Below are 12,655 nucleotides of genomic sequence, written 5' to 3'. Positions count from 1 at the left end.
ATTTTTTCGGGGCTCGGCAAGTTCTGCCGATCAATGTTTGACGGAACCCTCTGAAGCCGGCGTGCCCGCACGTTGCTTGGCCAGCTCGGCCACGGCGGCCGCGGAGGCGGCAACCTCCTCGTCCGACAGCGGCTCGGGCATCTTCTCGAGCGCGATCTCCAGGACCTTGTCGATCCACTTCACGGGCACGATCTCGAGGCCGTTCTTCACGTTCTCGGGAATGTCCTGCAGGTCCTTCGCGTTTTCCTCGGGAATCAACACGGTCTTGATGCCGCCGCGCAATGCGGCCAGCAGCTTTTCCTTCAGGCCGCCGATGGCCGTGACCTCGCCGCGCAGCGTGATCTCGCCCGTCATGGCAACGTCTGCACGCACGGGAATGCCCGTGAGCGCCGACACGAAGGCCGTGGTCATGGCCGCACCCGCGCTCGGGCCGTCCTTGGGCGTTGCGCCATCGGGCACGTGGATGTGGATGTCGCGCTTCTCGAACACCTCGTCCTTGATGCCCAGGCGGCGCGAGCGGCTGCGCACCACGGTGCGCGCGGCCTCGACCGATTCCTTCATCACGTCGCCCAGCGATCCGGTGCGGCTGATCACGCCCTTGCCGGGCATGGTGACCGCCTCGATGGTGAGCAGGTCGCCGCCCACCTCGGTCCAGGCCAGGCCGACCACCTGGCCCACCTGGTTCTGCTTCTCGGCCAGTCCGAAGCTGTACTTGCGCACGCCCAGGAAGTCGTTGAGGTTGGAGCCATCCACCGTGACCTTGGGCGTCATCTGCTTGAGCAGCAGGCCCTTGACCACCTTGCGGCAGATCTTGGAAAGCTCGCGCTCGAGCGAACGCACACCGGCTTCGCGCGTGTAGTAGCGCACGATGCCGCGCACGGCCTCTTCGGTGACGAGCAGTTCGTCTTCCTTGACGCCGTTGTTCTTCATCTGCTTGGGCAGCAGGTACTTGATCGCGATGTTGGTCTTCTCGTCCTCGGTGTAGCCCGAGAGGCGGATGACTTCCATCCGGTCGAGCAGCGCCGGCGGGATGTTCATCGAGTTCGAGGTGGCGACGAACATCACGTCGGACAGGTCGAAGTCGACCTCGACGTAGTGGTCGCCGAAGGTGTGGTTCTGCTCGGGGTCGAGCACCTCGAGCAGCGCACTCGACGGGTCGCCGCGGAAGTCGGTGCCCAGCTTGTCGATTTCGTCGAGCAGGAACAGCGGATTGCGCGTGCCGATCTTGCTCAGCCCCTGCAGCACCTTGCCCGGCAGTGCGCCGATGTAGGTGCGGCGGTGGCCGCGGATCTCGGCCTCGTCGCGCATGCCGCCCAGCGCCATGCGGGTGTACTTGCGGCCGGTCGCCTTGGCGATCGACTGCCCGAGCGAGGTCTTGCCCACGCCGGGCGGGCCCACGAGGCACAGGATGGGCGCCTTGACCTTGTCGACGCGCTGCTGCACCGCGAGATATTCGAGGATGCGGTCCTTGACCTTCTCCAGGCCGTAGTGGTCGGCATTGAGCACCGCCTCGGCATTGGCCAGGTCGTGCTTGATCTTGGTCTTCTTGCTCCAGGGCAGGCCGACCAGCACGTCGATGTAGTTGCGCACCACGGTGGCCTCGGCCGACATGGGCGACATCAGCTTGAGCTTCTTGAGCTCGCCCTCGGCCTTCTTGAGCGCTTCCTTGGGCATCTTGGCGAGCTTGATCTTCTTCTCGATCTCCTCGATGTCCGCGCCCTCTTCGCCTTCGCCGAGCTCCTTCTGGATCGCCTTGACCTGCTCGTTGAGATAGAAGTCGCGCTGGTTCTTTTCCATCTGGCGCTTCACGCGGCCGCGGATCTTCTTGTCGACGTTGAGGATGTCGACCTCGCGCTCGAGCTGGCCGAACAGGTTCTCCAGGCGCGACTTGACGTCGTCCAGGTCGAGCACGGCCTGCTTGTTGTCGAGCTTGAGCGGCAGGTGCGCGGCGATGGTGTCGGCCAGGCGGCCCGGATCGTCGATGCTGGAGATCGACGTGAGGATCTCGGGCGGGATCTTCTTGTTGAGCTTGACGTACTGGTCGAACTGCTGCATCACGGCACGGCGCAGCGCCTCGACCTCGGTGCCCTTCTCGCTGCTCGCGGCCGCCTCGACGGGCGTCACGTTGGCCGAGAAGTGGGTCTCGCCGTCGTCGATGCGGTTCACGCGGGCGCGCTGCTGGCCTTCGACCAGCACCTTCACGGTGCCGTCAGGCAGCTTGAGCATCTGCAGGATGGTCGAGACGCAACCCACCTCGAACATGTCCTCGACCGAGGGCTCGTCCTTGGCGGCGGCCTTCTGGGCCACCAGCATGATGCGGCGCTCGGCCTCCATGGCCAGTTCGAGCGCCTTGATGCTCTTGGGGCGACCCACGAACAGCGGGATCACCATGTGAGGGAACACGACCACGTCGCGCAGCGGCAGCAGCGGCAGGTCGATCGCGTCGGCAGGCAGGGGGGTATGACCGGACATGAATATCCTTTGATTGATCAGGCAAAGATGGATGGGTGTTCGGGCATTTCAAGCCCGTGCACCCGGTCTTTGTCGAAGGCGCCGGACGCCTTGCTGGAAAGTGCCGGCGCCGCGTTCACTCAGGCCTTCTTGGCCGCTTCGCGGTACACGAGCAGCGGCGGCTTGTTTTCATCAATTGTGGATTCCTCGACCACAACCTTGTCGACGTTGGTGGCATTCGGCAGCTCGAACATGGTGTCGATCAGCGACTGTTCGAGGATCGAACGCAGGCCCCGCGCGCCGGTCTTGCGGGCCAGCGCCTTGCGTGCAATGGCCTTGAGCGCCGCGGGACGGATCTCCAGGTCGACGCCTTCCATCTGCAGCAGCTTGGTGAACTGCTTGACCACGGCGTTCTTGGGCTCGGTCAGGATCTGCACCAGCGCGTCTTCGCTGAGCTCGGCCAGCGAGGCGACCACGGGCATGCGGCCCACCAGTTCGGGGATCAGGCCGAACTTGATCAGGTCTTCGGGCTCGACCTCGCGGAACACCTCGGTGATGCTGCGCTGCGCCTTGCTCTTGACCGAGGCGCCGAAGCCGATGCCCGAGGCCTCGGTGCGGTTCTCGATGACCTTCTCGAGGCCGGCAAAGGCGCCGCCGCAGATGAACAGGATGTTGGTCGTGTCGATCTGCAGGAAGTCCTGGTTCGGGTGCTTGCGCCCGCCCTGTGGCGGCACGCTGGCCATGGTGCCTTCGATGAGCTTGAGCAGCGCCTGCTGCACGCCCTCCCCCGACACGTCGCGCGTGATGGACGGGTTGTCCGACTTGCGCGAGATCTTGTCGATCTCGTCGATGTAGACGATGCCGCGCTGGGCGCGCTCGACTTCGTAGTTGCAGCTTTGCAGCAGCTTCTGGATGATGTTCTCGACGTCCTCGCCCACGTAGCCGGCTTCGGTCAGCGTGGTGGCGTCGGCCATCACGAAGGGCACGTCGAGCATGCGCGCGAGCGTTTGCGCGAGCAGCGTCTTGCCCGAGCCCGTGGGGCCGATCAGGAGGATGTTGCTCTTGCTGAGCTCGACGTCGTCGCCCTTGGCCTTTTCCTTGTGGCGCAGGCGCTTGTAGTGGTTGTAGACCGCCACCGACAGCATGCGCTTGGCCGGCTCCTGGCCGATCACGTAGTTGTCGAGGTTGGTCTTGATTTCCAGCGGCGTGGGCAGGTCGCTGCGCGCCTCGCGCGCCTCTTCACCGGCCGGGAGCTCGTCGCGGATGATTTCGTTGCAAAGGTCGATGCACTCGTCGCAAATGAAGACCGAAGGGCCCGCGATCAGCTTCTTGACCTCATGCTGGCTCTTGCCGCAGAACGAGCAATAAAGCGTTTTTTCGCTGGAGGAGCCTTTTTTTTCGGCCATGGACAGGTGCCTCGTAAAGGGGTGGGGACAATGATAACTAAACAAAAACGGCGTTTCCCGTGTGGAAAACGCCGGTTTTTGCCTTTTTGGCGCCGCCGGCGCCGCGGCAGGGGCTCAATGCCTCAGCTGCGCTTCGCAATGACCTGGTCCACCAGGCCGTAGTCCTTGGCTTCGTCGGCCGTGAGGAAATAGTCGCGTTCGGTGTCCGACTTGACTTTTTCGAGCGGCTGGCCCGTGCGTTCGGCCAGGATGCGGTTCATCTGGTCCTTGGTGCGCAGGATGTCGCGGGCGTGGATCTCGATGTCCGTGGCCTGGCCGCGCGCGCCGCCGAGCACCTGGTGGATCATGATCTTCGAATTGGGCAGCGAGAAGCGCTTGCCCTTTTCTCCGGCCGCCAGCAGGAAGGCGCCCATGCTGGCCGCAAAGCCGATGCACATGGTGGAAACGTCTGGCTTGATGAACTGCATGGTGTCGTAGATGGCCATGCCGGCGCTCACGCTGCCGCCCGGGGAGTTGATGTAGAACGAAATGTCCTTGTCCGGGTTCTCGCTCTCGAGGAACAGCAGCTGCGCCACCACGAGGTTGGCGGTCTGGTCGTTCACCTCGCCCACCAGGAAAATGATGCGCTCCTTGAGGAGGCGCGAATAGATGTCGTAGGACCGCTCGCCGCGGCCCGACTGCTCGATGACCATCGGGATCATGCCGAGGCCTTTGATTTCCTGTGCGCTCATTGAATTGCTCTCCGGAAAAGGGTTCGTTCGCTGTTCGAATTTACTGTACGCCTGAGTGAAATGGGGCTCGTGCCGCAAAGCACAAGCCCCATTGGCGTCGCGGGCGGCAGTGGATCAGCCTTGTTGCGCCATCAGCTCGTCGAACGACACCGACTTTTCCTTGACCTTGGCCTTGCCGAGCACGAAATCGGTCACGTTGTTCTCGATGACCACGGCTTCGACTTCGGCCAGGCGGTTGTTGTCGCTGAAGTACCAGCGCACCACGTCGGCCGGCTTTTCGTAGCTGGCGGCCAGCTCGTCGATGTGGGCCTTGATCTGCTCGGGCTTGGCCTGCAGGTTGTTGGCGCGCACCAGCTCGGCCACCACGAGGCCCAGGCGCACGCGGCGCTCTGCTTGGGGACGGAACACTTCGTCGGGGATCGGTGCCTTGTCGGCATCCTTGATGCCGCGCTGCTTGAGCTCGGCGCGGGCGCCTTCGACCATGCGGTTGACTTCGGACTGCACGCTCGCGTTGGGCAGGTCGAGCTCGGCGTTGGCCACCAGGGTGTCCATCACGGCGTTCTTGTTGCGCGCCAGCAGGCGGAACTTCACTTCGCGCTCGAGGTTCTTCTTGATGTCGGCGCGCAGGCCCTCGACCGTGGCTTCGGCAATGCCGAGCGACTTGGCGAGCTGTTCGTTGACTTCGGGCAGGTGCGAGGCTTCGATCTTCTTCACGGTGACCATGAAGTCGGCCTGCTTGCCGGCCACGTCCTTGCCGTGGTAGTCGGCCGGGAACGAGAGCGGGAAGGTGCGGCTGTCGCCGGCCTTCATGCCGCGCACGGCGTCTTCGAATTCCTTGAGCATCTGGCCTTCGCCGACGATGAACTGGAAGTCTTCGGCCTTGCCGCCCGGGAAGGGCTCGCCGTCGATCTTGCCTTCGAAATCGACCGTCACGCGGTCGTCGTCCTGGGCCACGGCGTCCTGGGCGCGCTGCGCGAAGGTGCGGCGCTGCTTGCGCAGGATGTCCAGCGTCTTGTCGATGGCGTCCTCGCCCACTTCGGCCGAGAGCTTCTCGACTTCGGCGTTCGACAGGTCGTTGATCTTGACTTCGGGGAACACTTCGAAGACCGCGTCGAAGGCGAGCTGGCCTTCGGGCGACTCTTCCTTCTCGGTGATGCGGGGCTGGCCGGCCACGCGCAGCTTGGCTTCGTTGGCGGCCTGCGAGAAGGCTTCGCCGACCTTGTCGTTCATGACTTCGTAGTGCACCGAGTAGCCGTAGCGCTGGGCCACGACGTTCATGGGCACCTTGCCGGGACGGAAGCCATCCATCTTGACGGTGCGCGCGAGCTTCTTGAGGCGCGAATCGACTTCGGACTGGATGGTGCCGACCGGCAGGGTCAGCGTGATCTTGCGTTCGAGCTTCTCGAGAGTTTCAACGGTCACGGTCATGGTGTCTTCCTTGTGAGGGGTGTGGCTGGTGCGCGGGGCCGGACTCGAACCGGCACGTTCTTGCGAACGTCAGGACCTAAACCTGGTGCGTCTACCAATTTCGCCACCCGCGCTTGCCAATTTTTCAGGTGAATGCAAAGGCGGACGGCCCTGGTGCCGCGGACCCCCGATTGCCGGATGCCTGCCGCCCAAAGACCGTCCGCCTGAAATCGGTCAACCGCGTATTTTAAGCGCTAATCGGGAGCTCTTTCGGCTCCCGCTTGACGCGGAAGGCGGCGGCGTACATTGCCGGCAGCGCCAGCAGGGTCAATACGGTCGCCACGATCAGCCCGCCCATGATGGCCACGGCCATCGGCCCCCAGAACACGCTGCGGGAGAGCGGAATCATCGCCAGCACCGCCGCGGCCGCCGTCAGCACGATCGGCCGCAGGCGCCGCACGGCCGATTCCACGATCGCATCCCAGGCCGGCACGCCGGCCTCGCGGTCGCTCTCGATCTGGTCGATCAGGATCACCGCGTTGCGCTGGATCATGCCCATCAGCGCGATCACGCCCAGCAGCGCCACGAAGCCGAACGGACGGTTCAGCAGCAGCAGCGCACCGGCCACGCCGGCGATGCCCATCGGGCCGGTGATGAACACCAGCAGCGAGCGGCTGAAGCTGTGCAGCTGCAGCATCAGGAGCGTGAACACCAGGAACAGCATGATCGGCACGCCCGCCACGATGGACGCCGAGCCCTTGCTGCTTTCCTCGACCGCGCCCGCCACCTCGATGCGGTAGCCGCCCTCGCCGGCTGCGTGCCAGCCGGCCTCGAGCTGGCGCAGCTTCGGCAGCAGCTGCTCGGTCACCGTGGCGCCCTGCAGGCCTTCGACCACGTCGCCCTGCACCGTGATGGCGTAGTCGCGGTTCTCGCGCCACATCACGCCGGGTTCCCAGCTGAACACCGGCCGGGCGATCTGGGTCAGCGGAATCGAACGGCCCGAGGTGGTGGGCAGGTAGGCGTTGCCGATGTCCGAGATGGCCTCGCGCTCGTCGGCCGACTGGCGCAGCACGATGTCGATCAGCAGGTCGTTCTCGCGGTACTGGCCCACGGTGGTGCCGGAGAACATGGTCTTGGACGCCTGGGCGATCGCCTGGCTGGTGACGCCGAGCGCGCGCGCCTTGGCCTGGTCGACCTCCAGGCGGATCACCTTGACCGATTCGTTCCAGTTGTCGTTCACGCCGCGCATGTTGGCGTTCTCGCGCAGCACGGCCTTGACCTCGTCGGCATGCGCGCGCAGCTGGGCGGGGTCGGTGCCGATCACGCGGAACTGCACCGGATACGGCACCGGCGGCCCGTTGGGCAGCAGCTTCACACGGCCGCGCACTTCGGGAAATTCCTGCGCCAAGAGCGCGGGCAGCTTGATGCGCAGGGTCTCCCGCACCTTCAGGTCCTTGGCCAGCACGATGAGCTGCGAGACGTTGGTCTGCGGAAAGACCTGATCCAGCGGCAGGTAGAAGCGCGGCACGCCGGAGCCGATCCAGGTGCTGACGGTCTTCACGCCCTCTTCCTTCATGATGCGCTGCTCGACGCGCTTGGCGACTTCTTCGTTGGCCGCGAACGAGGTGCCTTCGGGGAACCAGATGTCCACCATGATCTCCGGCCGGCTCGAATCCGGGAAGAACTGTTGCTGCACCTTGCCCATGCCGAAGATGCCGAGCGCGAAGATCAGCACCGTGGCACCGATGGTCAGCCACCGGTGCTGCACGCACCAGTTCACCGCGCGGCGGAAGTTGTTGTAGAACGGCGTGTCGAACAGCTCGTGCGGCGGCGCATCGGGGTCGTGCGGCTTGACCTTGAGCAGCAGCGTGCCCAGGTAGGGCACGAAGTACACCGAGACGATCCACGACAGCACCAGCGCGATCACCGTTACCGCGAAGATAGCGAAGGTGTATTCGCCCGTGACCGACTTGGCGATGCCGATCGGCAGGAAGCCCGCGGCCGTGATGAGCGTGCCGGTCAGCATGGGCTTGGCCGTGACGTCGTAGGCGAAGGTGGCGGCGCGCACCTTGTCGTAGCCCTCCTCCATCTTCCGCACCATCATCTCGACCGCGATGATCGCGTCGTCCACCAGGAGGCCGAGCGCGATGATCAGCGACCCCAGCGATATCTTGTGCAGCCCGATGCCGAAATAGTTCATGGACAGGAAGGTCACGGCCAGCACCAGCGGGATCGTGATGGCCACCACCAGCCCCGGCCGGATGTCGATGTACCAGCCGAATCGCCCGCCCTTGTGCAGGCCCAGCGAGATGATGCTCACGGCCAGCACGATCGCCACCGCCTCGATCAGCACGCCGACGAATTCGTTGACCGAGCTGGACACCGACACCGGCTGGTCCTGCACCTGCGCGAGCTTCACGCCGGCCGGCAGGCGCTGGTCGATCTCCGCGGTGGTGGCGCGCAGCGCCTTGCCCAGCGCGATGATGTCGCCGCCCTTGGCCATGGAAACGCCGAGCGCGACGACTTCCTTGCCCTGGTGGTGCACCTTCACGGCCGGCGGATCGATGTAGCCGCGGTGGATCTCGGCGATGTCGCCGAGCCTGAGCTGGTTGCCCGAGCTGCCGCGGATCGGCATCTCGCGCAGCTGCTCGACGTTGGTGAACTGCCCGCCCACGCGCACCTGCACCACGTCGAGCGGCGACTGGATCGTGCCTGCGCTCTCGATCGCGTTCTGCGAGCCGAGCTGGGCCAGCACCGCGTTGAAGTCCAACCCCAGCTGCGCGACGCGCTTCTGGGAGATCTCGATGTAGACCTTCTGGTCCTGCACGCCGAACTGGTCGACCTTGGCCACGTCCTTCACGCGCAGCAGCTGCTGGCGCACCTCGTCGGCCAGGGTCTTGAGCTCGGCCTGGCTGAAGCCTTCGCTCTCCAGCGCGTAGATCACGCCATAGACGTCGCCGAAATCGTCATTGAAGAACGGCCCCTGCACGCCCGGCGGCAGCGTGTTGCGCATGTCGCCGACCTTCTTGCGCACCGTGTACCAGACATTGGCCACGTCGGCGGCCTTGGACGAGTCCTTGATCTGGAAAATGATCTGCGACTCGCCCGGCTTCGAATAGCTGCGGATCTTGTCGGCGTACGGTGCCTCCTGCAGCGTGCGCTCGAGCTTGTCGGTGACCTGCTCGGCCACCTGCTGGGCAGTGGCGCCGGGCCAGAAGGTGCGAACCACCATGGCACGGAAGGTGAACGGCGGGTCTTCGTCCTGGCCGAGCTGGAAGTACGCGAAGGCGCCCAGCACCATCAGCACCACCATCAGGTAGCGCGTGAGCGGCGCGTGGTCCAGCGCCCATTTGGAAAGATTGAAGCCGGCGGGCTTGGCGGTGGTTGCTGCGCCTTCCGTCATTTGGAAGCACCTGCAGCGATCTCCTTCTTCGAGGCCGCCACGGCCTCGACCGGCTGCGCCGATTCCTTCGCGTTGGCGGCCGCCGCGGCAGCCTCCTTCGACTGGTAGATGGTGACCTTCTGCCCCGGCGAGAGCACGTGCACGCCCGCCGCCACGACCATCATGCCGGGCGCGAGGCCGGCGCCGATCACGGCCTCGTTGCCGTCGGCCGTGGCCACCTGCACGGGCTGTGAGCGCACCGTCATGGTCGACTTGTCGAGCACCCAAACCGCCGTGCCCTTGCCTTCCTGGCGCAAGGCGCTGGTCGGCAGCTTCATGACCGCGCCGCCGGTGCGTGCCAGCGCCTGCGGGCGGGCATACACGGTGGCGCCGAGCGCCGGCGAGGTGGCGGCATCGATCGCCACCTTGACCGCATAGGTGCGCGTGACCGCGTCGGCGCTGGCCGCCACCTCGCGCACCTGGCCTTGCAGCTCGCTGCCGCCCGACCAGCCGCGCACCGTGACCGGCGAGCCGGGCTTGATCAGCGCGGCGCGGTCTTCGGGCACCGCAAACACCACGTCGCGCGCGCCGTCCTGCGCAATGCGCACGACGGGCGTGCCCGCCTGCACCACCTGGCCGGGCTCGGCCTCGATGGCGGTGATGACGCCGGCCACGTCGGCCACCAGCGTGGTGTAGCTGGCCTGGTTGCCCTGCGACGAGAGCTGGGCCTGCGCCTGCTCGAGCTGCGCCTGCGCGGCCTTCCAGGTGGATTCGCGGCGCTCCAGCTCGGCGCCGCTGATGAAGTTCTGCGTACGCAGTTCGGTATAGCGCTTGAGATCGGCTGCCGCGAGATCGCGGTTGGTCTGGGCCGCCGCCAGCTGCGCGCGCGCCGCTTCAGCGGCCAGCCGGTAGTCCTGCGGATCGAGCTGCGCCAGCACCTGGCCGGCCTGCACGTGCTGGCCGAGCTCGGCCTGGCGCTTGGTGATCTTGCCCGCCACGCGGAAGCCCAGCCGCGATTCGACGCGCGCCCGGACTTCGGCCGAGAACTCGGGCTGGGCGTCGAAATCGCTGGTGCCCACAGTCACCAGCTTGACCGCGCGCACAGGTTCCTCGGCCGGCTTCGACTGCGAACAGCCGGCCAGGAACAAGGCGGGAAGCAGCAGCCAGGCGGCACTGCGGGCAAGAGGAGAAAAGCCGGAGGAGGCAGTCATGAGACACCCTAGAAAGGTCGAACCCGGTCATTACTGACCCACTGGTTAGTAATTTAGGGTAAACCTCAGGGACTGTCAATCGAGATTCGGGGGTTGTCAGGTCCTCTGCCCCATTTCGACCAGCCGGTTGTCCGGCAGCTCGAAATAGTCGGACGCCCGGCCCGCGTTGCGCTGCAGCCAGCCGAAGAGCGCGCGGCGCACGGGGTTCATGCCGGGCAGGTGCTCCTCCCCCACCGAGGCGCGCGAGACGAAGTAGGAGGTGGTCATCGAATCGATGGCCAGCGTCTTCTGGTAGGCCAGGATGCGGATGAACTCGGGCACGTCGGGCCGCTCCATGAAGCCGTGGCGCGCCGTGACCACCCAGATGCCGTCCATCAGCTGCTCGGCCTCGATGCGCTGCCGCGCGTCCACGCGCGGCGTGTCGCAGGCCAGCACCCGCAGCACGATCACCTGCTCGTGCAGCACCTGGTTGTGCTTGAGGTTGTGCAGCAGCGCGTGGGGCACGGCGGTGGCATCGGCGTTCAGGAATACGGCCGTGCCGCGCACGCGGTGCGGCATGTGGAGCGCCAGCGATTCGACGAAGGACTTGAGCGGCAGGCTTTCGGCCGCGGCCGCCTCCAGGCCCAGCCGGCGCCCCTTGGCCCAGGTGGTGAACAGCAGCATCACGGCCGCCGCCACCGCCAGCGTGAGCCAACCCCCTTCGGCGATCTTGAGGCTGTTGGCAAGCACGAAGGCCAGGTCCACGGCGGCGAAAGCCACCACCCCCACGACCACTGCCACCCTGTTCCACCGCCACAGCCCCCAGGCCACGACGCCCGCCAGCAGCGTGGTGGTCACCATCGTGATCGACACCGCGATGCCGTAGGCCGCCGACAGCGCCCCCGAGCTGCGAAAGCCCAGCACCAGCAGCAGCACGCCCGTCATCAGCATCCAGTTGACGACCGGCACGTAGATCTGGCCGATGGCCGAGCCCGAGGTCTGCACCACGCGCATGCGCGGCAGGTAGCCCATGCGCATGGCGTGGGCGGTGAGCGAGAACGCGCCCGAGATCACGGCCTGGGACGCGATGACGGTCGCCATCGCGGCCAGCACCACCATCGGCACCACGCCCCATGGAGGAAAGAGCCGGAAGAAGGGGTTGTCGACCGCCGCCGGCTGCGCCAGCACCAGCGCGCCCTGGCCGAAGTAGTTCAGCACCAGCCCGGGCAGCGCGATGAAGAGCCAGGCGAGGCGGATCGAGCGCGCGCCGAAATGGCCCATGTCGGCATACAGCGCCTCGCCGCCGGTAAAGGCAAGAAAGACCGCGCCCAGCACCGCCAGCGACTGCAGCCGGTGCTCGGCCAGGAAAGCGACAGCCCGGCGCGGATCGAGCCCCGCCAGCACCTGCGGATGCTGCAGCACCTGCCAGCCGCCCGCCAGGGCCAGCACCAGGAACCACAGCAGCATGACGGGCCCGAACACCTTGCCCACCGCGCCGGTGCCCTTGCGCTGCACCGCGAAGAGCCCGAGCAGGATCAGGATGGTGATCGGGATCACCACGCGCTGCAGCACCGGCGCCTGCACCTCCAGCCCCTCAACCGCCGACAGCACCGAGATGGCCGGCGTGATCAGGCTGTCGCCATAGAACATGGCCGCGCCGACCAGGCCGAGCCCCGCAATGACGTTCAACACCCAGGGCCGGGTCCGCGGGCCCGCCACCGCATTGCGCGCGAGCGCCTGCAGCGCCAGGATGCCGCCTTCGCCGTCGTGGTCGGCGCGCAGCACGAACACCACGTACTTGAGCGTGACCACGAACATCAGGCCCCAGAAGATCAGCGAGAGCAGGCCCAGCACCGCATCGGGCGTGAACGCCACGCCGTGCTCGGGATTGAGCGTTTCCTTGAAGGCGTAGAGCGGCGAGGTGCCGATGTCGCCGAAAACCACCCCCAGCGCCGCGATCATCAGGCCCGGCCCCGCCGCATGTGGCGCCTCGCCTGGCGCTGGACTCGGGACGGCGGGAGCCTGCGTGGGTGCATTCATGAATGAGAAGGAAGTGAGATGTTGGCGACGCCGCGAGCATAGTCCGCG

Annotated in this window: 7 protein-coding genes and 1 tRNA gene; all 8 read right to left on the bottom strand. The window is 66.1% G+C overall.

Annotated elements, in window-relative coordinates:
* Nucleotides 1–30: 30 nt before the first annotated feature.
* The 8 genes from lon to ACAM58_RS11965 all read right to left on the bottom strand — a co-directional run bounded on the left by lon (nucleotide 31) and on the right by ACAM58_RS11965 (nucleotide 12,529).
* Complete coding sequence (gene lon / locus ACAM58_RS12000; protein ID WP_012747622.1) at nucleotides 31–2,472, bottom strand: endopeptidase La; 2,442 nt, start codon at nucleotides 2,470–2,472, stop codon at nucleotides 31–33.
* Between the two features lie 119 nt (nucleotides 2,473–2,591).
* Nucleotides 2,592–3,857 (bottom strand): ATP-dependent Clp protease ATP-binding subunit ClpX, encoded by a 1,266-nt coding sequence (clpX, locus tag ACAM58_RS11995; protein ID WP_012747621.1) that lies wholly within the window; start codon nucleotides 3,855–3,857, stop codon nucleotides 2,592–2,594.
* Nucleotides 3,858–3,979: 122 nt separating this feature from the next.
* Nucleotides 3,980–4,588: an ATP-dependent Clp endopeptidase proteolytic subunit ClpP gene (clpP, locus tag ACAM58_RS11990; RefSeq protein ID WP_012747620.1), complete on the bottom strand. Its 609-nt coding sequence runs from the start codon at nucleotides 4,586–4,588 to the stop codon at nucleotides 3,980–3,982.
* A 114-nt stretch (nucleotides 4,589–4,702) separates the two neighbouring features.
* The gene (gene tig, locus ACAM58_RS11985; RefSeq protein WP_012747619.1) at nucleotides 4,703–6,016 is read right to left on the bottom strand and encodes a trigger factor; all 1,314 of its coding nucleotides are present in this window, start codon (nucleotides 6,014–6,016) and stop codon (nucleotides 4,703–4,705) included.
* Nucleotides 6,017–6,042: 26 nt separating this feature from the next.
* Nucleotides 6,043–6,129, bottom strand: a tRNA-Leu gene (locus ACAM58_RS11980).
* 113 nt (nucleotides 6,130–6,242) lie between these two features.
* Entirely contained in the window at nucleotides 6,243–9,398 is a 3,156-nt protein-coding gene (locus ACAM58_RS11975) for an efflux RND transporter permease subunit (RefSeq protein ID WP_012747618.1), read from the bottom strand.
* A complete protein-coding gene (locus tag ACAM58_RS11970) occupies nucleotides 9,395–10,588 on the bottom strand; it encodes an efflux RND transporter periplasmic adaptor subunit (protein ID WP_012747617.1) in 1,194 nt (397 codons plus the stop codon). Before ACAM58_RS11970 ends, ACAM58_RS11975 begins: the two co-directional genes overlap by 4 nt.
* 96 nt (nucleotides 10,589–10,684) lie before the next feature.
* Complete coding sequence (locus ACAM58_RS11965) at nucleotides 10,685–12,529, bottom strand: potassium transporter Kup (RefSeq protein ID WP_012747616.1); 1,845 nt, start codon at nucleotides 12,527–12,529, stop codon at nucleotides 10,685–10,687.
* Nucleotides 12,530–12,655 lie beyond the last annotated feature (126 nt).

It is taken from the genome of Variovorax sp. V116, assembly GCF_041154435.1.
Taxonomy (GTDB): domain Bacteria; phylum Pseudomonadota; class Gammaproteobacteria; order Burkholderiales; family Burkholderiaceae_C; genus Variovorax; species Variovorax paradoxus.
The sequence above is the reverse complement of the archived record's forward strand: the minus strand, read 5'-3'. Positions and strand labels throughout refer to the sequence as shown.

What these genes read in the sequence shown, in the direction of transcription:
- ACAM58_RS11975 (WP_012747618.1), bottom strand. Translation starts at nt 9,398, where the DNA reads ATGACGGAAGGCGCAGCAACCACCGCCAAGCCCGCCGGCTTCAATCTT.
- ACAM58_RS11970 (WP_012747617.1), bottom strand. Translation starts at nt 10,588, where the DNA reads ATGACTGCCTCCTCCGGCTTTTCTCCTCTTGCCCGCAGTGCCGCCTGG.
- clpP (WP_012747620.1), bottom strand. Translation starts at nt 4,588, where the DNA reads ATGAGCGCACAGGAAATCAAAGGCCTCGGCATGATCCCGATGGTCATC.
- lon (WP_012747622.1), bottom strand. Translation starts at nt 2,472, where the DNA reads ATGTCCGGTCATACCCCCCTGCCTGCCGACGCGATCGACCTGCCGCTG.
- clpX (WP_012747621.1), bottom strand. Translation starts at nt 3,857, where the DNA reads ATGGCCGAAAAAAAAGGCTCCTCCAGCGAAAAAACGCTTTATTGCTCG.
- tig (WP_012747619.1), bottom strand. Translation starts at nt 6,016, where the DNA reads ATGACCGTGACCGTTGAAACTCTCGAGAAGCTCGAACGCAAGATCACG.
- ACAM58_RS11965 (WP_012747616.1), bottom strand. Translation starts at nt 12,529, where the DNA reads ATGATCGCGGCGCTGGGGGTGGTTTTCGGCGACATCGGCACCTCGCCG.